Here is a 22313-nt window from a genome sequence, read left to right as displayed (position 1 = left end):
AGCGTTTAATCCTTCAGCATTTTTTCCAGATAGTGAATATTAGTACCGCCTGCTATAAAAGATTGATCATGGAAAATACGTTGGTGTAATTCAATATTGGTTTTTATACCATCAATAATGATTTCATCGAGTGCATTTCGCATTCTTGCAATGGCTACAGCACGAGTTTCTCCGTAACTTATCAGCTTGCCTATCATGGAATCATAATTCGGAGGAACGGTATAGCTACTGTAAATATGAGAATCAAAGCGAATACCAGGTCCACCGGGTTGATGTAATAATTTTATGGTTCCTGGCGAAGGCATGAAAGTTCTTGCATCTTCAGCATTAATTCGGCATTCAATAGCATGACCACGTAGAATTATGTCTTCCTGAGTGAGTGTCATCGGTATCTCACTGGCAATTTTGATTTGTTCTTTTATCAAATCAATTCCTGTGATCATTTCAGTTACGGGGTGCTCAACCTGAATTCGTGTATTCATTTCAATAAAATAAAAACATCCATCTTGATATAGGAATTCAAAGGTTCCAGCACCACGATATTGTAACTCTTGGCATGCTTTGACTACGGAAGCGCCAATTTTATTTCTAAGTTCAACGCTAATTCCCGGAGCTGGTGCTTCTTCGACTACTTTTTGATGACGTCTTTGCATGGAACAATCACGCTCACCTAGATGAATTGCTTTACCTTTACCATCTCCAAGCACTTGGAATTCAATATGGCGTGGATTTTCCAAAAATTTTTCCATGTAAACAATTGGGTTATTAAATGCAGCTTTGGCTTCGCTACGGGTAAGAGCTATGGCATTAAGCAAGTTGGCCTCACTATGCACAACACGCATACCGCGCCCACCACCGCCTCCTGCTGCTTTGATAATAACTGGATAACCAATTTTTCGAGCAATTTCCAGATTTGATTGATCATCATCAGATAAGGGACCGTCCGATCCAGGAACACAAGGAACTCCGGCAGCTTTCATTGCGTTAATAGCAGATACTTTATCTCCCATGAGACGAATAGTATCGCCTCGAGGACCAATAAAACGAAATCCACTTTGTTCTACTACTTCTGCAAAATCAGCATTTTCAGAAAGGAACCCATAACCAGGATGAATTGCTACCGCATCAGTAATCTCCGCAGCAGAAATGATCGCTGGGATGTTGAGGTAACTTTTTTGCGCTGGAGCCGGTCCTATGCATACGGTTTCATCTGCGAGACGAACATGCAATAAATCTTTATCTACATCTGAATGTACGGCTACAGTCTGGATGCCGAGTTCTTTACAGGCACGCAAAATGCGAAGGGCAATTTCACCTCTGTTGGCAATAACAATTTTACTGAGCATGGATGCACCTCTATTCTATGACAAACAGAACCTGATCGTATTCAACAGGTTCACCATTGGCGACGAGTATTTCTACGATTTTACCGGCGCGATCCGCTTCAATTTCATTAAACATTTTCATTGCTTCAACAATACATAAAACATCACCTGCTTTGACTGATTGCCCAAGAGTAACAAAAGGTGCACTTTCTGGTGATGGAGAAGTATACATTGTACCCACCATAGGAGAGCGGACTTTGTGACCTGAGACCGTAGGCTCAGGTTTGCTTTCATGGTGTGAAGGTATTGCCGGAGCTGGTATATTATTTACAGCATGATGTGATTCATGACGCGGTGCAGGTGAAGTAACATAGTGAACCTGGTGTTGTTCAACCGCAGGTCCGCTGCTATGACGGCTTAATCTGAGCGATTCTTCACCTTCTTTAATTTCAATTTCAGAAATGCCAGTTTCTTCCAGCAGTTCAATTAATTTTCTTATTTTACGAATGTCCATTATTTGATTCTCTTTCAATAATTGATGTTAATGCTAATGAATATCCTTGCGCACCTAATCCACTAATAGTACCCTTCGCTATATCTGAGAAATAGGAATGGTGGCGAAAAGGTTCGCGGGAATAAATATTGCTGATATGTACTTCAATAAAGGGTATTGCAACAGCACATAAGGCATCCCTCAAAGCCACGCTGGTATGGGTAAATCCAGCGGGGTTAAGAATTATATAATCTATTTTATCGATACTTGCTTGGTGAATTACTTCAATTAAATCCGCTTCCGAATTGCTTTGATGACATTTTAATGCAAATCCTGCCGTGGTGGCTTCTTTGATTAACCGAGTATTAATATGGTCTAACGTTGTAGCTCCATAAATTGAAGGTTCTCGAGTTCCCAAGAGATTCAAATTTGGTCCATGTAAAACCAGAATTGTTTTCATATTTTTGTTCGTATCGAGCAATTTTTGCAGATTTTGCCTGATCTTCCTGAAATTGTCCATATATCTCCGAAGATATCCACATGATCTACACTTTTTAATATTTGGGTAACACGGACAGCTAGGTAAAAATTTGCTCCATTTCCCACAGTAACCTAGACTATTAGATTAGGTAAGGATTGAATTATTTAAATGGCATTTTTTATTCAATTCTAAAAAAAGGAATTTTGATGCAAGCAAGGCTCGACCAACAACAGCAAGTACAAAAAGTACGACCTGTAATATATTTTGTTATTTTTATGATGATGATATTGGTGCAAATTTCTATTGACCAATATGTTCCGTCATTACCAGCCATTACTAAATCTCTTAATAGTAACGACTCATCCATTCAATTAACCTTGTTTATTTTTATGTTTGGATTAGGAATTTCTCATATATTTTTTGGACCCTGGTCCGATAAAATTGGACGTAGGCGCCCGCTAATTTATGGAATTGGTATAAGTATTATAGGATGTCTTTGTTGTTTATTGGCACCTTCTGTCTGGGTGTTAATTTTGGGTCGCTTCTTACAAGGATTTGGTATCGGTTCGTGCAGTTCAGTGGGGCGCTCTTTAATACGTGATCTTTTTTCTGATCGATATTTGTCGAAAATTGGTTCTTATGTTGGCGTGGCAAGTACACTTCTTTTAGTTGCTTCTCCAATTTGGGGAGGATTTATTCAGGAGCATTTTGGTTGGAGGGCCAATTTTTTATTTATTTTTGTTGTCGGTTTGGCATTTTGGATTTTTATTCTTCTCGTTTTGCCAGAAACGAATAAAAATCTTAATCCCGATGCTACTAAGTTAAGAGTAATACAACAAAATTATGCTGCTTTATTAAAATCTAAAATCTTTTTAGGCTATACCTTATGTGCGTGTTTTGCCTGTTCGGGTTTGGTTGCTTACCTTACTATTGCTCCATTTTTATTTCAAAATGAATTAGATCTAAGTCCATTGGAATATGGTCAACTTTCAGTTTTTATTGCAGTGGCTATCTGTCTTAGCGGACTCGTTAACAGCCAATTGGTTATGTCTAAAGGTGTTTCATATATGTTGTTTATTGGAATCATGTTAATGATTAGTGGTGGAGGGATTATGCTTAGCTTTGCTCTTGCCGGAGTAATGAATGTACTGACAGTTATGATTCCTATCTCTTTATTTAGCATGGGGGCAGGTTTTACATTTATTAATGCGTTTGCTGGAGTTTTTCATCCATTTCCACAAATTGCAGGAACGGTGGCCGCTTTGTATGTCAGCATGCAGGATTTAACTTCTGCATTAACTAGTGGTATGATTGCAATTACCAAGATACAAGGCCAATTTTCTTTAGCTGCAATATTACTTGTTCTTGGTATAAGTGCTTTGGCCGCATGGTATTATCAAGAAACAATAACTCAATAAAATGAATTCATACTCTTGAAAATCACCATTTGGGATTCTTTGAAATAAAAATTCTTTTTTATCCACTCATATTTCCTATGGACATGTAGCGAAGCATCAAATAATAATTTCAAAAATTCGAAAACTATGCTAGCTTGGATAAGTTTTTAGAGTTATTGGTTGTGTTCACAGGTGTGACTCACTGTTGAAACCAAGCAGGTTTTTATAACTTGATTTAAGGATTAATTGGTTTGGCAGGAGATGAGTTGCTTTCAATTTAGATTAAGTTGCAAAGAAGGAGTGGGTTTCCATGCATCATAATTACTATTTATCTCCCTTAGCTGTTGCTCTGGCTTTAGGAATAGCATCCTCTGCGAGAGCCGCAGAACCTATGCCTTTACAAAAGGCATCTCTTCAGCAAGTAAAGCAAAAATTTGCTTTAACGACACAAGGTGTCGCAGTTGCTAAAGACAGTTTACGTTTTATCAGCGAACATACTGACAGTAACAAAGTAACTCATGTTCGTATGCAACAACAATATGTAGGATTTCCTGTTTATGGTGGTTATGCAATTATGCATAGCATGTATCCAGCACAATCATTAACCAAAGCACAGTCTAATGTGGCAATGAACGGCGTTGTTTATCAAGGCCTACAATCCGAATTAGGACAACCTGATGCTAATTTTGTGAAAAAAGCGGATTCAGCATTACAACAGTTTAAAGCCAAGTATGCAGGTAAAGAAGTGACTGAGGAGAAAGTCACTCCTATGATTTATATAGATGCTCAGCATAAAGCACATTGGGCTTATAAAGTGAGTGTCCTTGTTGTTCACAAAGATCAAATTCCTGAGCGTCCAACTGCAATAATTGACGCAGAAAATAGCAAACCTTTCGTCCAATGGAATGATATTAAAACTGGCAAAAGTGCAGTTAATGGGGCAGGTTTCGGTGGAAATAATAAAACAGGTTTCTATCGATATGGTGCTGACTTACCTTATTTAGATGTAACTCGTGATTCAGGTACTGAGTCGTGTTTTATGGAAAACACCGATGTCAAAGTAATTGACATGGATCACCGGTACAGTTCTAAACGTAGAGCAATGAAATTTAATTGTCCAACCAATGACTCTAATGTTTACCTCACTGGTTATAGAGGAGATGGTTACGACAAACAAAATGGAGCGGCTTCTCCCACGAATGATGCTTTGTATGCAGGTCATGTGATTAACCATATGTATAAAGAATGGTATAACACCAATGCATTGAGTAATTCTGATGGTTCTCCAATGCAATTAGTAATGCGAGTTCACTATGGTGAAGGTTATGAGAATGCTTATTGGGATGGCCAGCAGATGACCTTTGGTGATGGTGATACCATGATGTATCCTTTGGTTTCACTAGGAGTAGGCGCACATGAAATCAGTCATGGTTTTACAGAACAACATTCTAACCTTGAATATTATGGCCAATCAGGTGGTATGAATGAGGCGTTCTCGGATATGGCAGCTCAAGCAGCTGAATATTATTCAGTAAATAAAAGCACTTGGCAAATTGGCGGCGAGATCATGAAAGAAGATAGCGGCTGGGATGCTCTACGCTATATGGATCAACCAAGTCGTGATGGTGATTCTATTGATACTGCTGATGAATATTATGGTGGTCTGGATGTTCATTACTCCAGTGGGGTATATAACCATTTATTCTACATATTAGCCAATCAGCCTAGTTGGAATACCCGTTTAGCCTTTGATGTGATGGTTAAAGCTAACATGGATTATTGGACCCCTTATTCTAACTTTGATGAAGGCGGTGAAGGTATAGTAAGTGCGATTTCTGATCTTGTAGCTGGTGATCCGAACCATGAGCGGTATCCTTCAACTGCTGTTTGTGACGTTAAAAAGTCATTAAATGAAGTTAAAATCACCACCAATATGAGTGATTGTTCTAATTAATCCGTAATAATAAAATCAGCCAGAAGTTTGCTTATAACTTCTGGTTGTTCCATGTGAATATGATGTCCGCCATCCATTTTTTTCAAAGTGAGATTTTTTACCGCTTTAATTCGATGATCTATGATCTCAGTGTCAAAGGAAAATCCTCGACTCGATAATAGAAGATAGGTTTTTGCAGTAATTTCCTGTAAACAAGAAAGTATTTGAGGTTCTGTCATCCGCAAAGGTGAGCGTACCAATAAACGTTGATCATGCCGCCAATAAAATTTACCTTTTTTTTCTATTAAACTTCGTTCACAAAGAATTTTTGCAATTTCTAAAGAAACATATCCTTTAAAGGCACGTGCAAGAGCAGCACTACTTAAACTATCATATCCTTTGGATTTTTTTCTTTTTTGAGTAAGAAAAGATGCATACTCTCTTAATTGCTGACATGCAGTTTCTGCAGGATGGGAAAAGGGCCCTAAACCCTCAATCAGGCTTAAGGATAGAAATCGTTCGGGTATTACACCGCCAACTAGGCTCGCCAAGCAAGCGCCCATTGAGTGTCCTAATAGATGGAGCTTATCAAGTTTTAGCGCATTGATTAATTCAATAACTACAAAAATACCATCAAAAAAATGATAGTGACATCCTTCAGGAAGATGCGAAGAATAACCATGTCCGGGCAAATCGACGGCAATAAAATAAAAATCATTGGCTAAATACGAGGCAAGAGGAGCAAAACTGTTCGCGTTATCCAGCCAACCATGTAGGGCTAGGATAGTCGGTTTCTCTGGATTTCCCCAAGTTCTGCAGCATATTGAAAAACCTGGAATTGTAAGATTTAATGTGTTCATTTTATATATTATTTTTTTAAGTATTATAAGCAATCATTATATCTCTACTGCAAACAGGAGAGCTATAATCCATTATAGAATGAATAAAAATTTTTCCCTGCGTTTTAGTTAGTACAATGAGTTTGGATTAAGACGAAAGGAGTACAATTTTTTTTATGCATTTAATGTTATGCTTAATCTAGGAACTTGAAAAGAGTTAACTATGCAACAAGAAACACAAAGCGTTTCATTAATTACCTATAATATTCATAAAGGGTTTGGTGTAGGTGCTGTACGTTTTTTACTTCCAAAAATGCGTGATGCCATTACGAGCTTACAACCGGATTTTGTTTTTTTGCAAGAAGTTCAGGGTGAACATATAAAACGCCAAAAACGAATTAATGCCTGGCCTGATTCACCACAATTTGAGTATATTGCTGAAAATATCTGGCCTCATTATGTGTATGCAAAAAATGCCATATACGAATCAGGACATCATGGAAATGCAATTTTGAGTAAATATGCTTTTGAACGATTTGAAAATATTAATCTCACAAACATTCGCAGGGCTTCAAGGGGAATTTTGCATGCACAACTGAAGCTGGATAATATTACTATTCATTTGTTATGCGTACACTTAGGCCTTTTTAAAGCTGAGCGGATAGTACAATGTAATGCTTTAATGCAACGTATCAAGGATGTTGTTCCACAAGATGAACCTCTGTTAATGGCTGGAGATTTCAATGATTGGCGTACTGTTATTTCCAAGCCTTTGGCTGAAACTTTGAATATAGAAGAGGCTTTTGTTTCAGTGGAGGGGCAACATGCCCGTTCTTTCCCAGCAATTAAACCGGCGCTTTGCGTTGATCGAGTTTATTTTCGGGGTATGAAAGTACAAGAAGTAGCTTGTTTGCATGGAAAGCCATGGCGAATGTTATCGGATCATTTACCGCTTTATGCGCGTTTTGAATTGATTAAGCCCTAGATGAAGCCTTAGCACTACTTGCTTCATCCAGGGAGGTATTTATTAGCGTTTATTCCATTTTGTTGTTGTACTCACCCACACAGGCCAGGCTATTTAGGCGCGCACGCTTCAATAAAGCCTCTTGTGCTTTAGAAACATTGTCTTTACTTCCACCCCAAGCCGCTAAACAATCTTCTTGTAATGCTCTGCCGAAAGAAAAACTGAGCAACCAAGGTTGGTGATCAATGCTATTAATTGCATTTAGATTTGCTGTAGCTTGTTGTGGCGTTTGCCCACCAGATAAGAAATTAATTGTCGGCACTGCCGCGGGTACATTATTACGGAATACACCGATTGTGTAATCAGCAATTTCATCAGGTTCACTGAAAGGGCTATGTGCTTTACCGCAGGTTACCATGCTAGGTTTTAAGATAATATGTTCTAATTCAACTTGATGAATAAATAAAGCGTGGAATAACTCATGAAGCACAATTTCACATACTTCTGCACAATGTTCGATGCTGTGATCGCCATCCATAAGAACTTCAGGCTCAACGATGGGAACAATTCCTGCTTCTTGACAAGCTGCCGCATAACGAGCTAAATTTTCTGCTCCTGTCTTTACCGCAGTTAAACTGGGAGTAAATTCGGAAATTGAGTAAACATTTCGCCATTTAGCAAATTTTGCACCTAATTTTTTAAAATGTTGTAAACGTTCAGCTAATCCATCTAAGCCTTGAGTGACTTGTTCATTCTCAGTATTAGCTAAAGCAATTAATCCTTTATCTACTTTAATGCCAGGGACGATACCTTTATCGGCAAACAGTTTAGGAATAGGAGTGCCATGCTCATCCGTTTGGGTAAAGGTTTCTTCGAATAAAATAACTCCGTTTATATATTGTTCCAAATCAGTTGTGGTGGCGAGCAATAATCTATAATCTCTGCGGTTTTCTTCGGTATTCTCAATACCAATTGAGGCAAAACGCTTTCCTATAGTTGAGTTGCTTTCATCTGCAGCTAAGATTCCTTTTCCTTCTTGCAGCATTTGTTCCATGGTATTAGATAGTTCTTCATAATTCATTTTGTGTGGGCTCCTAATTGTTTATTATCTAGATATATATTTTTCACGAATAATTTGTTGCATGGCAAAACCTTGTTCTTTTAACGAGTTAAATGCTTCATCAATCATACTGGGATTTCCGCATAAATAAATGACATCACGCTGAGGATTGAGGTTTAACGAAGGGAAAGCATGTTGGACATAGCCGCTGTATTCGTTTTCATTCAACTCATCTGTTGCTTGCCTGCTTAGGTAAGGTCTAAATGAGACTTTAGGGTATTTTTGAGAAAACGCATAGAATTCATTAGCATAAAGAATTTCTTCTCGTCGTTGCACTCCTTGCAGAATAACCACTTCGAGTGCAGGATGCTTCTCCATGAGTACGCTTAGTTCTTGCAACATTGCGCGATAAGGAGTAACTCCTGTACTGGTAGCGACCAAGATAAATCGACTGGGTATATCCTCTTTGATAATTAAGCGACCATATGGACCACTGATTTTAATCGTGTCTCCAGGTTTTAAATTATAAAGGAATTCCGTGCCCGGTCCATTTTCAAAATAACCTGCGGCGATTTCAATTTGATTATCTTGTTTTGGCGCATTGGCTATACTATAACTACGTTTTAGTAATTTTCCTTGATGTTCAAAGTGAATGGTAATAAATTGTCCAGGTAAATAATTAAAATTAGGTGTTACTTCACAATTAAAAATGAAGTGTTTAACTTTAGGAGAGATCATAAATGACTCTTTTAAAGTGATGGGGAATGTATTTATTTGCATGACGAATATCAACTTTACCGTAAAAATTAGAGATTATAACTCTGAACTAAAGTTAATATAAGCAAAAAATTATGCATTACAAGTTTTAACGACATATAATTATATTATGAATACACCAGATCTTGTTACAATGATAGGCAATCTCAGCCGTTCTTTATACCCGGTGCAACACTTAATCACTGGGGGTGCATATATCCTGGGCATTTTATTTTTTTGGACTGCTATTTCAAAACTCAGAAATATTGCGGATCATCGGGCACAATCTTCATCACAGGAAAAGATGTTTGCCCCCATGATGTACTTGGTATTTGGTGCGGCGCTGCTTTATTTACCCACAGCCTTAGACGTTATGGCCAATACAACCTTTGGGGTAGGTAACATCTTAACTTATACATCATATAATCCTTCCAATATATTCAGTTCTATGGGTTTAGTGATTCAAACTGCAGGGGTATTATGGTTTGTTCGTGGGAGTGTATTGGTTGCACAAGCTAGTCAGCCAGGGACTCAGCATGGTCCTAAAGGGTTGGTATTTATAATTGCTGGGGTATTAGCAATGAATTTCGATAATACCATTGCCATGCTAAATTACGTAATGAGTTCTATGGCTCGTTGGACTTCGGCAATTACAGCCAGTCAAGGATATTAGTCGTTTCTAAATTTCTTCCCCACAGATTCTGAGGTTGTTGGCTTTGGCGAAATCAATAATGGATTGATACAATAAAGGACTTGATTCTTTAAGTTTGGGATCAAGCAAAACGCACTGATATCCTTCACTATTTACACTGGGTCTTAATAGGGGCGAATAATGAATGCGGCTGTTCTTAAAACTTGCTAGTGAACCACTCATCCGTTCTGCCCAATCGCTGGGTCGAAAAGTTTTTCCTTGGTCAGTTATTCCTTCTATAATAATTGTCTTATTTTTAGGTATAGCCATATCTTTTATACAATATAAATACAGTATGCTAAGTATACCATCATCTGCTCGAGGCTGTACTGTAATTTATTCATTTTTTACAGAAATAAATTTGTGTTAAATTTGGTTTCCAAAAGCACTTTTTATCCCTATTATGTCAACATATTCTATTTGGCATTTTTTGAAGGGTTATTAAGAATGGAAAAAGAAAGTCATTCTGGTATTTATTTGTTGCCTAATTTGTTTACAACAGCCAGTTTATTTGCAGCATTTTACTCGCTTGTTGCATCGATGAAAGGGCAATTTGAAGCCTCGATCATTGCTATATTTATTGGGATGATTGCTGATGGTTTGGATGGGCGGATTGCGCGATTAACTCATACCCAGACTGAATTTGGTGCCGAATATGATAGTTTATCCGATATGGTCACATTTGGCGTTGCACCCTCATTACTGGTATATAATTTAATTTTAAGTCAATTGGGAAAAGTAGGCTGGCTTGTGGCCTTTGTTTATACAGCCGCAGTTGCTCTACGGTTAGCACGTTTTAATACCCAGCTTGAGATCGCAGATAAACGATACTTTCAGGGATTACCTTGCCCACCAGCTGCTGCTGTCATGGCTTCTTTTGCTTGGTTATGCTATCAAAATGAATGGCACAATATGTTTGTTGCGGTTTTAACAGCCGTTTTATCATTGGTTATTTCAGGTTTAATGGTGTCGAACTTTCGCTATTACAGCTTTAAGGAAGTGGATTTTAAGGGAAAAGTACCATTTCTTTATGTCTTGGTGATGATTATTTTGTTTGTAGCCATTGCAGCAAATCCTTCGTTGGTTTTATTTGTTAGTTTTACTGTTTATGCATTATCTGGATTGCTTATGACTTTGATGGCGTTGCAAAAAGTGAGAAAGCAAAGAAAGAATTCTGAGAAGTAAAAACCTTCAAATGAACTACAAAAACTCAATGACTATATTAAGGATTGATTTTCAGAAGCATGATTAATCCTTATTACTCACCTTCCCCAAAAAAATTATTAATAAGATGAGTTAAGGCCTCATTCATTTGTACTTCATCGGGGCCTTCTATTTCCATAATGAGTTCACTTCCTTTATTGGCTGCAAGCATCATGACTCCCATAATGCTTTTTCCATTAACGGTTTGTGAGTTGCTGGTTACATCAATTTGGCTTTGGAATTTTGCTGCCGTAGAAACAAATTTTGCCGAAGCACGAGCATGTAAGCCCAACTTATTAATTATTTTAATCTTAGTTTTAATCATAGCGCCCACAATGTACCACGAATTAAGATATAAGTGTAGCTGAATGCAGGAAAGCGCAATCTAGGTAATAAGGGGGTCTTCACTGTGCTCAGGTTACTTAGTGACTGCTTACATGGACCACTCTTGGCCAAACTGCCCTGTTTTTCAATTAGGTCATTTTGGCTCAAGCTATCAGATGTAAACTATTTCTATTTCTTAATCATGATGTTTATGATTTTTTTCTTTATGTTTGATCAGTTGACGCTCCAATTTATCAATTAAAGCATCTATTGCAACATATAAATCTTCAGATTCCGAAGTAGCATGTAGTTCAACTTTATTAACATGAACCGTTGCTTCAGCAATTTGACGTAGTTTTTCTACATTCAATATTACATTAATGGATTTGATTTGATCAAAGTGACGCTCCAGTTTATCGAATTTTTCTTCGGTAAATGCTCTAAGGGCAGGAGTAACATCAATATGATGTCCAGTGATGTTAATTAGCATAAAAATCTCCGAGTTACATAGGATCATGATGAAACCATGATCCTCAATTAATTACAAATTATTTTTCGTTCATTAGATGGAGCAATTCCCATTGCTTCACGATATTTTGCTACGGTTCGTCTTGCTACTTTGATACCCTGTTCTTCCAATAATTGGGTAATTTTACTGTCACTTAATGGTTTTTTTCTATTCTCTGCAGCAATTAATTTTTTTATCACCGCACGGATCGCCGTAGAGGAACATTCATCTCCAGCATTTGTATTGACATGACTTGAGAAAAAATATTTAAGTTCAAAGACTCCTCGAGGCGTATGGATAAATTTTTGGGTGGTGACCCGAGAGATTGTTGACTCATGCATATCCAAAGCAGAAGCAACATCATTGAGAATCAATGGTTTCATTGCTTCTTCACCATACTCGAGAAATCCTTGTTGATATTCCATAATGCATTTGGCTACTTTAAGTAGCGTTTCTTGCCGACTCTGAATACTTTTTAAAAACCAACGTGCTTCTTGCAAGTTATTTTTTAAAAATTGATTATCTGCACTATTATCAGCTCGTTGAATTAAAGAGGCATATTGGTTATTAATACTTAAATTAGGAAGCACGCTTTGGTTTAGTTGAACGTTCCATTTATGGTTCACTTTTTTAACAGTTAAATCTGGAATGATGTATTCAGTAATATCTTCATGAATCAAATTACCAGGTTTAGGGTTTAATCCTTGAATTGTTTTCAATACTTCATCAACCGTTTTTTCATTAATTTGGTGATTTTTCATTAATTGTTTATAGTTGTGCTGGGCGAGCAATTCTATATCTTCGGTAATAATCTTTTTAGTCAGAGCTAGGTATTCCCCCTTCAATGGAAGTTGCTCCAGTTGCACAAGTAGTGTTTCAGCAAGATTCTTAGAGGCACAGCCTACAGGATCAAATAGTTGCAAACGATGTCGTACGGCTTCTATTTCATCTAAATCCAGAGGATGTTCCTCACTGGTAAGACTGTTATGCAACTCCGTAAGGCTCATCGTGAGAAAGCCATCGTTATTTACTGCGTCAATGATCGCTGTTGCGATCACCCGATCTACATCACTCATAGGCGAAAGTTCCAGTTGCCATCTTAGATGATCTTGTAAATTGGTTGTTGTGCAATGTAAATTATCGAAATTATAGTCACTGTCTTCAAAGGAAGAGCGTTTATTTGGACTTTGGTAGAGTTCTGACCATTGAAAGTCGTAAGACTCATCGCTCTCTTGCTGTTTTACTTCATTCGTTTCAAATCCTTCCTTATCTTCACTTGGTGTTGCTTCAAGCATGGGATTGGATTCCACAATAAGTTGAATTTCTTGCTGTAAATCAAAAGTTGATAGTTGTAACAGTCTTATGGCTTGTTGTAACTGTGGGGTTAGGGTTAAATGCTGTCCAATACTTAGTTGCAATGATGGTTTCATGCAAATCCTCTTTGTATTCATTGCTATTTACTATCAGTTTAAACGATTCGTAAGGATTATCCAGTATCTGCTGAGTTAATTTAGAAAATAACCTCTGGAAAACGGCCCTTAATAACTGGTTTTACAGTTATAAGAATAAAGCGGGGTGTTGGTATTGATCTACTAGAGCACAACGAACTGAGTTAAATTATTCGGATGAGGAGGATAATGGAGAGCTTAAAATAAATTAAGCCCCATAAGATATGGGGCTTAAATCATTATTTAACTTTTTTCTCTTTAAAAAGAACATGTTTACGAACTTTAGGATCGTACATCATAAGCTCCATCTTTTCAGGATGGTTTCTTGGGTTCTTAGTTGTAGTTTTATAGTATCCAGTTCCTGCTGTGGATTCCATTTTCACTTTGATAGTGACGGCTGCCATGGTTTATCCCCTTAGTTATACTTTTTCGCCTTCAGCTCTGAGTTTATCCAGAACTGCTTTAATACCTAACTTGTCTACAATACGCATACCTTTGGTGCTGAGCTTTAATGTGACAAATCGTTTTTCTTCTTCAACCCAGAAACTATGGTTCTGAATATTCGGCAGAAAGCGTCTTTTAGTTTTGTTGTTAGCGTGCGACACTTTATGACCAGTCATGGGTCGCTTGCCAGTTACCTGACATACTCTAGACATTGTGTTACTCCAAAATAGGTTTTAATTTGCTTTGTCTTTGTAAAATTCTGGGCAAATAGCCGGATGTGAAATACAAGAGCGGTTTTATATCAAAAAAATGCATTAGTTGCAAGATTTTTGTAAAAACATATAATTCATGCTTTGACAAAATATGAGCGCAATTTATGCAACGCAAGATAAAAAGTTATGTCTTAAGGGCTGGTCGTGTGAGCAATCGGCAGCGTCAAGGGTTAGATCTTTGGTTTAAAAATTATGAGCTTACTGTGGGTGGAACTCCCTGGAATTTGGAAGAAGAGTTTCGACGCGTTGCAAATACAGTGGTAGAAATAGGTTTTGGTATGGGCGCATCATTGTTGACCATGGCACAAAATAATCCAGAACTTAATTATATAGGAATAGAGGTCCATCAGGCTGGTGTGGGCAGTTTGGCTGCAGATTTGCATGAATATCAATTATCTAATGTACGTATAGTTGCTCACGATGCTGTTGAAGTATTTCGCACTCAATTACTGGACAACTCACTTGCAGGTGTGCAAATTTTCTTTCCCGATCCATGGCATAAAAAGCGCCATCATAAAAGACGTTTAATTCAGAAAGAATTTATTCAATTATTAGCAAAAAAAATTAAGCCGGGAGGGTTTATTCATTGTGCAACCGATTGGCAAGATTACGCGGAACATATTTTAGATGTTTTATCTACAGAGCCTACTTTGCAGAATACTCAAAAAGACGGAGGATATTCACCTAGACCTTTATCTCGACCACTTACAAAATTCGAACAACGCGGAGAACGCTTAGGGCATGGGGTTTGGGATTTAATTTTTACTAAAATGGAAGAGCACTTTTAAAATATCGAAATCACATAACTTAAAAAAATTGACGAATTTGTAGAAATTTTAACTAACCTTTTGATCTTCTATTGTCCAATGTGTAATATGAATCCGGATGGAACATTACAAAGGACGTAATATGGAATTTATCACTGAAATAAATGCAGCTATAAAATCAGGATTGAAAGGATTTAACGATTTCATTGTGCAAAAGCTGCAAGTAGATAATAGTTATCTTGAGCATCCATTTTGGATGGCAGAAGGTGCCCAAGTAACCGCTTTGAATTATTTGATTCAATTACATCAGAGAAAAAAAGGAGATTCTGTTGATGAAAAATTACCTTCAGATCTAACTGATTTTATTGATCTGGTCCTAGAAAAGATTCGGAATAAAAACATTGGCCAGCCTTTGCATCAAGCTATCGCTTTCGGTAAGGTACGGTTAGCTCTTCATCTTTTGGAGTCTCATATTTTTGATGTTAATCATCGTGATGAAGAGGGGCGTACCTTATTATCTTTGGCTTTACCTACAAAAAACCGCCAATTATTAAAAAAAATTTTAGATGCTAAACCGGATGTTAATGCGACAACACGTCTTACTGAAGCACGAATTTCCTTCCAACCTCTACATCAAGCCATCACACTGGATTTTGCTTCAGGAGTAGTAAATTTAATTAGAAGCGGTGCAGATGTGACAAATCCTTTGGGGCCAATGAAAGATACTCCGTTGCTCTTGGCAGCACGACAAGGCAAAATTAAGGCGCTTGAAGCTTTATTAGAGGAAGCTCCAGTAGCAAAACTAAAGCTTGAGGGAGAAAATAATAAACGTTCTGAAGATAAGAAAATAGGTGAAAATGCAATTGAAGCTCTTTGTAAACAGTTGAACCATAATCGGAACAACAAAGATTTGCTCCGGGGTGTTGCAATGTTACTTTGTCGTGGAGCAGAACCACCACGAAGTGAGGATTTGCGTCAATTATTGGCAGATAAACGTAGCGAGTTACTCAAAGACATCGATTGTTATCTGGATACACGACCCGAATTAGTTGATCCTTTTGTGAATCGATGCCATTTAAATGATGGTGCTTTATATAAAATAATTTATGTGGATCATTCTTGGGGAAGTACATTACGCCAGCTTTTCGGTAGGCCTAGTGAGGCAGCCTTTGTTATAGAACGGCTTGTTACTCGAAAATACAGTCGGCGCCCAGAAGGGAACAAAGAAGCTTCTATATTGCCAACAGTTGCGGCAGTACCATTAAGAGAAGATGAGCCTCCATTTAAACTGTATGCGGAGTTTGTACGACGTTATAACGAAGCATATGAGAATCAAAAAATACCCAACCCTTGGAGTACGATGCGTTGGATGATTGCCGAGGGCAAATGTAATTGGGAGACCGTAAAAGAATATGCGCGTACCCATAAAGGCACTAGGACGCAGATTATCTATGATGATATGTTTAAGACCTTGCCGAAAATAGAGATGCATGAACAAATTGAGAGCTCAGAAGTTGTAAACCAGCTTGACTCCATTAAGGTATAATCAACCATTTAAGTACAGCTGCATCTATTCTTGTAGAGATAGAACCACATAGGGTTTAGGGGGACTATCTCTCTAGTATATAATTAATGGCTGTAGTGTTTTCATTGAATTAAAATGAATGGGGTGTAGTGGTTATGAATATTAGTTTATTACTTTTAATGATGATTTGTTTTATTGGTATGATAAGTCCAGGACCAGATTTTATACTGGTCACTAAAAACGCTTTTTTTTACCCGAAACGGCAAGCTTTAGCAACCGCTTTTGGGATTGTTTCTGGATGCCTTTTTCATGCAACTTATTGTATTTTAGGATTAGCATTCATTATCACCCAAAGTATCATCCTTTATACCACTATAAAATATGCCGGTGCTTGTTATTTAATTTACCTTGGATTAAAAGGTCTTAAATCCAATCATTCTGCAATAATAGATCAAGATAAATCTTCTATAAAAAACATAACCGTTTCTAAAGCCTACATGGAAGGGGTCTTGTGTAATGCTTTAAATCCAAAACTTGCAATTTTTCTACTAAGCTTGTTTACTCAGTTTGTCTCAATGAATGCATCAATGAGTGATAAGGCATTAGTCGCTGGAGTATTTGTTACGGAATCTGCTCTTTATTGGCCGTTATTAGTTTTATTTCTGCAATCTAATAAAGTTCGAGCCGTTTTTGCTAATTTTCAAGCCGTTTTGAGTCGTTTGTTTGGTGGCTTATTAGTTTATATAGGAATTCGAGTGATATTGAGCGCGGATTAGTTGTTACGAAGGAATAGAAATAGAATGTTGAAAAGAACCATAGGTTTAAAAAAAACAGAGTTGGATACCCCTTGCTTATTAATTGATAAAAATATACTAAAATCCAATTTAGAAACGATGAGGACACATTCTATTGAGAATAAAGTCAATGTCCGACCGCATTGTAAAACTCATAAGTGTTCTAAATTAGCTAAGTTACAAATTGAATTCGGTGCAATAGGTGTTTGTGTTGCAAAAATTTCAGAAGCTGAAGTTCTTATTCGAAATGGCATACCCAACGTCTTGATTACTTCTCCGATTGTCACGAACAACAAGATATCTAGGCTTATTTCTTGTCTGGAACAAGCTCCTTCCACTTTAATAGTTGTAGATAATAAAGAAAATCTAGCTGCTTTAAATGAAGCCGGCGCACACAATAGGAAAATGATTCATGTCCTAGTTGACGTAGATCCGGGGATAGGGCGTACCGGGGTTAAACCCGAAAATGCCTTAAATTTTGCATTAGAAATGAATCAATTTCCTTGGTTAAAGTTGATGGGAATTCAGTGTTATGCAGGAAATCTACAACATATACTCTCCTTTGATGAACGCAAAAGTAAATCATTGCAAACGATGCAAATGGCGAGTGATCTTATAAAAATCTTTAGAGAAAATGGTCTTAATTGCCCTATATTAACAGGGAGTGGGACAGGAACTTATGATATTGATGTGGAGGCGACAGAGATTACTGAGATTCAACCAGGATCTTATGCAGTTATGGATGTTCAATATACTTCTATTGGTTCCCAACGAAACCCAAACCAATTTAATACATTCAAACCGGCATTGACACTTTTAACTACAGTCATCAGCAATAATAGAGCGGAGCATGTTACTGTAGATGCAGGGACAAAATCCATTTATGTCGATCAATACAAACCTCAAATTATTAGTCATCAGGGTTTGGAATATGATTGGGGTGGATTTGGGGATGAGCATGGAAAGATTACTGCTGTAAAGGGCACTCAATTACCTGGACATGGAGACGTTTTAGAATTGATGGTCCCCCATTGTGATCCCACAATTAATTTATTTGATCAGTTTTTTATTACTGAACATAATATTGTGGTTGATATTTGGGATATTGATCTCAGAGGAAAATGTCAGTAGCTTCTCAAAATTTGGAATCATTTCTGTAATAAAACTAAGTCTATACATTTATTATTTAATTAGAATTAGTCCCTCTACTAAGCATATTTCTGAACAATTAGGAGTCCCTATCGAGCGAATTCCTTCGTGAGAACTTGCTTAAACTTCATATACCCCATAGAATTCTAGTTTTCTTAGAATTTGCCAGGAGAGTAGTACATGGGGTGGAACGAGCCAGATAAAGGCAAAGATCCCTGGAAGGGTAAAAATCAGCCTCCAGATTTGGATGAAGCTCTTAAACGTGTTCATGACAAATTGAAGAAGATCCTATTCGGAGGCGCTGCTAAAACGAATAATGAGCCTTCCAAAAAATCAAATAGCGGTTTAGTGACTTTAATAGTGGTCTCGATTGCTTTTATTCTCTGGGTATTGTCCGGTATTTTTATTGTTGATCCTGCTGAACAGGCCGTTATTCTTCGTTTTGGTAAATATGTAGAAACTGTAGGATCCGGACCTCATTGGATACCAAGAATTATTTCTTCCAAGATAATTATGAATGTGGACAGAGTGTTGGATTACTCCTATTCGGGACAAATGCTTACTCGAGATGAGAATTTGGTTTCGGTATCTTTAGCTGTGCAATACCGTATTGGGGATCTTGAGGATTACTTATTTAATGTAGCCAATCCCGAAGAAAGTTTACAGCAGGCGACCTCAAGTGCTCTTAGACAAGTAGTGGGTACCACTACATTAGATCAAATGATTACTGAAGGACGTGAAGTTTGGGGCAATCAAGTTGAAGATACTTTGGCAAAAACATTGAATTTATATAAAACGGGTATTTCGATCGTTAATGTATCACCTCAACCAGCACGTGCTCCTGAGAGTGTCCAAGATGCGTTTGATGACGCCATTAAAGCACAAGAAGATGAAAAACGTTTCAAAGAGCAGGCTTATGCCTATGCAGCTAAAGTAGTACCGATTGCAGAAGGGAATGCAAGCCGTATCATGCAAGAGGCCGAAGCGTACTCCAAAAAGGTTGTACTAAATGCCCAGGGAGAAGTTTCCGAGTTTTTAGCTCTACTTCCTCATTACACCGCGGCGCCCCTTATTACCGCTGAGCGTATGTATTTGGAGACTATGCAAAAAGTATTAAGCAAGAGTAGTAAGATCATTGTTGATAGTAAATCTGGCAACCTTTTGTATTTACCCTTAGACAAATTATTTGAAAAGCCCTCCGGTTTTTCAACTCTATCTGCAAAAAATGGTAAAACGGAGCGAGATGAGATCGGTGAGACAGAGAATTTAGTCGATGATCGTGAGTTTACTAGACCTGTTTATCGACAAGGGAGAGATTAACAATGAAAAATACTGCTAGAACCCTTGGCATCCTGATCGTCGTATTTTTTTTATTTTTATTGACTAGTGTATTTACCATTACGGAAGGACAACAGGGTATTCTTTTGCGTTTAGGTCGTCTGGTCGATGATAAGTTGACTAATAAAGTTAAAGTATTAAATCCTGGATTGCATTTTAAAATACCATTTATCGAAAATGTACGCATTTTTGATACTCGTATTCAAACTATGGATATCAAATCAACACGTATTGTCACTAAGGAAAAAAAGGATGTAATGGTTGATTATTATGTTAAATGGCAAATTACAGATTTAGCTCAATACTTTAGGTCAACCGGTGGCAGTGAATTTAAAGCGGAAACTTTATTGGAACAACAGTTAAACACCTTATTACGCGCTCAGTTTGGTAAACGCACCATTTCTGAAGTGGTATCGGGTGGTCGTGACGATTTAATGGAGTTATTACGTAAAGCGGCTCAAAAGCAAGCAGGCGGGTTAGGCATGATCGTGGTCGATGTTCGCATTAAAGGGATAGAGTTACCTGCCAATACGAGCAATGCAATTTATCAACGCATGCGTGCTGATATGCAAAAAATTGCAAATAGGCATCGTGCTGATGGGCAAGCAGCTGCTGAGGAAATTAGAGCTAAAGCCGATGCTAATGTCATGGTTCTATTGGCAAAAACTCGCAGTAATGCGCAGAAAATAAGGGCTATTGGACAGGCACAAGCGGCATCAATCTATGCGGATGCATACAATCAAAATAAAGACTTTTTCTCTTTATATCGCAGTTTACTTGCATATGAAGGGAGTTTCAAAAGTAAAAGGGATATTTTAGTCTTGGATCAAAGTAGCGCATTTTTCGATTATTTTAAGGAAGCCATACCAAAAAATGATGGTGTACCGGCTAAAAAGTAACTATAATGTTGAGTTTTGGTAACTATTCACTCTAAAGCAAAAATTGTGGAGAACATCCACATATAAGTACAGATTGAATGAAAATTCTGGAAAAAACACGATGAACTTTTCAGAATGTTTTTTATTTAGAATGCCTCCAAGGGACTAGACCGGGAGGAGTAGTTACACAATTTTGTTGAAATTGAGTTCAAGTGTTCTCAATTTAGAGCGGCGAATAGCATTTTGCAAATTAAGAGTAGATCATGGGTAAAAACGTTGTTGTTTTAGGAACGCAGTGGGGCGATGAAGGCAAAGGTAAAATTGTCGATTTATTAACTCAAGATGCGCAGGTTGTTGTTCGTTATCAAGGCGGTCATAATGCCGGCCATACCTTAAAAATTAATGGGGTGAAAACGATTCTACGTCTCATTCCCTCCGGAATGTTGCGACCCAATGTAATGTGTTACATTGCAAATGGAGTGGTTCTTTCGCCTGATGCACTTTTGAGTGAAATTAAAGAACTCGAACACAGTGGAGTTGATGTTCGTTCTCGCCTACGCATTAGCCTGGCTTGTCCTCTAATTCTCCCATGTCATGTGGCTATGGATAAAGCACGTGAAGCTCATATGGGGAGCGCCGCGATTGGTACCACTGGTCGTGGTATAGGCCCAGCGTATGAAGACAAGGTAGCTCGTCGCGCTCTAAAGGTTAGTGATTTATTCCATCCTGACCGATTTGAAAAAAAATTGGCCGAACTTTTAGATTACTACAATTTTATTTTGACCCAATATTTCAAACAGCCTGCTGTAGCGATGCAGCCTATATTAGATTCTGCTTTGCAATGGGCGAAAGAATTACGTCCTATGGTATGTGATGTCTCGGCTTGTTTACATGAGCATAGAGAAAATGAAGATAATATTTTATTTGAAGGCGCCCAAGGAGTCTATCTAGATATTGACCATGGAACTTATCCATTTGTCACTTCTTCAAACACTTGTGTGGGTTCCGTAATTAATGGTGCAGGGTTTGGGCCGAAATACATTGACTATGTTTTAGGAATTACTAAAGCTTATACTACCCGTGTAGGTGGTGGACCCTTCCCGACAGAGCTTTTCGACGACGTAGGTAAACGAATCGCTGAGCGTGGCCAAGAGTTTGGGGCGGTAACAGGGAGACCTAGACGCTGTGGTTGGTTTGATGCGGTTTTGTTAAAGCATTCAATCGAGTTGAATAGTATTACGGGCTTGTGTATCACTAAGCTGGATGTTCTTGATAATTTAGAGGTCCTCCGTATAGCGGTTGCATATAAAGACGAACACGGTAATTTAATTTCTCGTCCCCCCCAAGCTGCGGCTGATTTTCAGGGTTTAGAACCAGTTTATGAAGAAATGCCTGGTTGGGAAGAGTCTACTGCTGATATCACAAATATCAGTGATTTACCTGCCAATGCTCTTGCTTATTTGAATCGCATAGAAACGCTTCTTAAAGTTCCTATTGATATATTATCAACAGGCCCAGAACGAGACTCGACTATTATTTTACGCGGTCCGTTTAAAGATTAATTGTTCCCGGTTATCCAAGTTAGGCCACAAAGCTTGTACGGGGCTTAAACCATCCATTATTACTAAGGTACCGCGGCTTGTTCGCGGTATCTAGTCGCTAATCCGTTTCTTTATTCATAAATAATCTCTAACCTGTAATGTTTTGAGAAGATTCAGAGCTTT

General features: G+C 37.8%; 24 protein-coding genes. 12 read left to right on the top strand and 12 right to left on the bottom strand.

The window, feature by feature from the left end:
- Positions 1-5: 5 nt before the first annotated feature.
- Genes accC through aroQ form a run of 3 tightly spaced genes read right to left on the bottom strand, consistent with a single transcriptional unit; the run spans position 6 to position 2278 of the window.
- Positions 6-1346 carry an acetyl-CoA carboxylase biotin carboxylase subunit gene (accC, locus tag HBNCFIEN_RS12905; RefSeq protein WP_182391481.1) on the bottom strand — a complete coding sequence of 447 codons (1341 nt, stop codon included), beginning with the start codon at positions 1344-1346 and terminating at the stop codon, positions 6-8.
- A gap of 10 nt (positions 1347-1356) precedes the next feature.
- Positions 1357-1839 carry an acetyl-CoA carboxylase biotin carboxyl carrier protein gene (accB, locus tag HBNCFIEN_RS12900; protein ID WP_182391480.1) on the bottom strand — a complete coding sequence of 161 codons (483 nt, stop codon included), beginning with the start codon at positions 1837-1839 and terminating at the stop codon, positions 1357-1359.
- Positions 1826-2278, bottom strand: a complete 453-nt coding sequence (gene aroQ, locus HBNCFIEN_RS12895; RefSeq protein ID WP_182393699.1) for a type II 3-dehydroquinate dehydratase — start codon at positions 2276-2278, stop codon at positions 1826-1828. Before aroQ ends, accB begins: the two co-directional genes overlap by 14 nt.
- A 227-nt stretch (positions 2279-2505) precedes the next feature.
- On the opposite strand from aroQ, the gene HBNCFIEN_RS12890 reads away from it, so the two are divergent.
- Positions 2506-3717, top strand: a complete 1212-nt coding sequence (locus HBNCFIEN_RS12890) for a multidrug effflux MFS transporter (RefSeq protein ID WP_182391479.1) — start codon at positions 2506-2508, stop codon at positions 3715-3717.
- A gap of 289 nt (positions 3718-4006) precedes the next feature.
- Positions 4007-5650 carry a zinc metalloprotease ProA gene (proA, locus tag HBNCFIEN_RS12885; RefSeq protein WP_182391478.1) on the top strand — a complete coding sequence of 548 codons (1644 nt, stop codon included), beginning with the start codon at positions 4007-4009 and terminating at the stop codon, positions 5648-5650.
- On the opposite strand, the gene HBNCFIEN_RS12880 is transcribed toward proA, so the two are convergent.
- On the bottom strand, positions 5647-6489 hold the full coding sequence (locus HBNCFIEN_RS12880) for an alpha/beta fold hydrolase (protein ID WP_182391477.1): 843 nt from the start codon (positions 6487-6489) through the stop codon (positions 5647-5649). The genes proA and HBNCFIEN_RS12880 overlap by 4 nt on opposite strands.
- Positions 6490-6691: 202 nt before the next feature.
- Here HBNCFIEN_RS12880 and HBNCFIEN_RS12875 point away from each other — a divergent pair, with 202 nt between their 5' ends.
- Positions 6692-7453 carry an endonuclease/exonuclease/phosphatase family protein gene (locus tag HBNCFIEN_RS12875; RefSeq protein ID WP_182391476.1) on the top strand — a complete coding sequence of 254 codons (762 nt, stop codon included), beginning with the start codon at positions 6692-6694 and terminating at the stop codon, positions 7451-7453.
- A 49-nt stretch (positions 7454-7502) separates the two neighbouring features.
- Here the strand turns inward: HBNCFIEN_RS12875 and HBNCFIEN_RS12870 are convergent, their stop codons facing one another.
- Entirely contained in the window at positions 7503-8513 is a 1011-nt protein-coding gene (locus HBNCFIEN_RS12870; RefSeq protein ID WP_182391475.1) for a class I fructose-bisphosphate aldolase, read from the bottom strand.
- A 24-nt stretch (positions 8514-8537) separates the two neighbouring features.
- On the bottom strand, positions 8538-9272 hold the full coding sequence (locus HBNCFIEN_RS12865) for a ferredoxin--NADP reductase (RefSeq protein ID WP_182391474.1): 735 nt from the start codon (positions 9270-9272) through the stop codon (positions 8538-8540).
- 106 nt (positions 9273-9378) lie between these two features.
- Here HBNCFIEN_RS12865 and HBNCFIEN_RS12860 point away from each other — a divergent pair, with 106 nt between their 5' ends.
- Positions 9379-9921: a type IV secretion protein IcmC gene (locus tag HBNCFIEN_RS12860; protein ID WP_182391473.1), complete on the top strand. Its 543-nt coding sequence runs from the start codon at positions 9379-9381 to the stop codon at positions 9919-9921.
- Positions 9922-9927: 6 nt separating this feature from the next.
- Here HBNCFIEN_RS12860 and HBNCFIEN_RS12855 read toward each other — a convergent pair whose 3' ends face one another.
- Positions 9928-10209, bottom strand: a complete 282-nt coding sequence (locus tag HBNCFIEN_RS12855) for a DUF3579 domain-containing protein (RefSeq protein WP_182391472.1) — start codon at positions 10207-10209, stop codon at positions 9928-9930.
- A 177-nt stretch (positions 10210-10386) separates the two neighbouring features.
- On the opposite strand from HBNCFIEN_RS12855, the gene pssA reads away from it, so the two are divergent.
- Positions 10387-11124, top strand: coding sequence for a CDP-diacylglycerol--serine O-phosphatidyltransferase (gene pssA / locus HBNCFIEN_RS12850; RefSeq protein WP_182391471.1), 738 nt, complete (start codon positions 10387-10389; stop codon positions 11122-11124).
- A 73-nt stretch (positions 11125-11197) separates the two neighbouring features.
- On the opposite strand, the gene HBNCFIEN_RS12845 is transcribed toward pssA, so the two are convergent.
- From HBNCFIEN_RS12845 to rpmB, 5 genes are all read right to left on the bottom strand, one after another.
- A complete protein-coding gene (locus tag HBNCFIEN_RS12845; RefSeq protein WP_182391470.1) occupies positions 11198-11467 on the bottom strand; it encodes an HPr family phosphocarrier protein in 270 nt (89 codons plus the stop codon).
- 195 nt (positions 11468-11662) lie between these two features.
- Positions 11663-11956 (bottom strand): ribosome hibernation-promoting factor, HPF/YfiA family, encoded by a 294-nt coding sequence (gene hpf, locus HBNCFIEN_RS12840; protein ID WP_182391469.1) that lies wholly within the window; start codon positions 11954-11956, stop codon positions 11663-11665.
- Positions 11957-12003: 47 nt separating this feature from the next.
- Entirely contained in the window at positions 12004-13404 is a 1401-nt protein-coding gene (locus tag HBNCFIEN_RS12835) for an RNA polymerase factor sigma-54 (protein WP_182391468.1), read from the bottom strand.
- Between the two features lie 257 nt (positions 13405-13661).
- Complete coding sequence (gene rpmG / locus HBNCFIEN_RS12830) at positions 13662-13826, bottom strand: 50S ribosomal protein L33 (protein ID WP_003635328.1); 165 nt, start codon at positions 13824-13826, stop codon at positions 13662-13664.
- Between the two features lie 15 nt (positions 13827-13841).
- On the bottom strand, positions 13842-14078 hold the full coding sequence (gene rpmB / locus HBNCFIEN_RS12825; RefSeq protein ID WP_182391467.1) for a 50S ribosomal protein L28: 237 nt from the start codon (positions 14076-14078) through the stop codon (positions 13842-13844).
- A gap of 164 nt (positions 14079-14242) precedes the next feature.
- Here rpmB and trmB point away from each other — a divergent pair, with 164 nt between their 5' ends.
- The 7 genes from trmB (at position 14243) to HBNCFIEN_RS12790 (ending at position 22151) form a co-directional block, all read left to right on the top strand.
- Positions 14243-14926 carry a tRNA (guanosine(46)-N7)-methyltransferase TrmB gene (gene trmB / locus HBNCFIEN_RS12820; RefSeq protein WP_182391466.1) on the top strand — a complete coding sequence of 228 codons (684 nt, stop codon included), beginning with the start codon at positions 14243-14245 and terminating at the stop codon, positions 14924-14926.
- A 121-nt stretch (positions 14927-15047) separates the two neighbouring features.
- Positions 15048-16451: a Dot/Icm T4SS effector AnkC/LegA12 gene (gene ankC / locus HBNCFIEN_RS12815; protein ID WP_182391465.1), complete on the top strand. Its 1404-nt coding sequence runs from the start codon at positions 15048-15050 to the stop codon at positions 16449-16451.
- A 134-nt stretch (positions 16452-16585) separates the two neighbouring features.
- Positions 16586-17206: a LysE family translocator gene (locus tag HBNCFIEN_RS12810; protein WP_182391464.1), complete on the top strand. Its 621-nt coding sequence runs from the start codon at positions 16586-16588 to the stop codon at positions 17204-17206.
- 24 nt (positions 17207-17230) lie between these two features.
- Positions 17231-18355: a DSD1 family PLP-dependent enzyme gene (locus HBNCFIEN_RS12805; protein ID WP_182391463.1), complete on the top strand. Its 1125-nt coding sequence runs from the start codon at positions 17231-17233 to the stop codon at positions 18353-18355.
- A gap of 198 nt (positions 18356-18553) precedes the next feature.
- A complete protein-coding gene (hflK, locus tag HBNCFIEN_RS12800; protein WP_182391462.1) occupies positions 18554-19693 on the top strand; it encodes an FtsH protease activity modulator HflK in 1140 nt (379 codons plus the stop codon).
- A gap of 2 nt (positions 19694-19695) precedes the next feature.
- On the top strand, positions 19696-20610 hold the full coding sequence (gene hflC, locus HBNCFIEN_RS12795; RefSeq protein ID WP_182391461.1) for a protease modulator HflC: 915 nt from the start codon (positions 19696-19698) through the stop codon (positions 20608-20610).
- A 242-nt stretch (positions 20611-20852) separates the two neighbouring features.
- Entirely contained in the window at positions 20853-22151 is a 1299-nt protein-coding gene (locus HBNCFIEN_RS12790) for an adenylosuccinate synthase (protein ID WP_182391460.1), read from the top strand.
- Positions 22152-22313: the final 162 nt, after the last annotated feature.

This window comes from Legionella sp. PC997, from assembly GCF_014109825.1.
Lineage (GTDB): Bacteria > Pseudomonadota > Gammaproteobacteria > Legionellales > Legionellaceae > Legionella.
The sequence above is the reverse complement of the archived record's forward strand: the minus strand, read 5'-3'. Positions and strand labels throughout refer to the sequence as shown.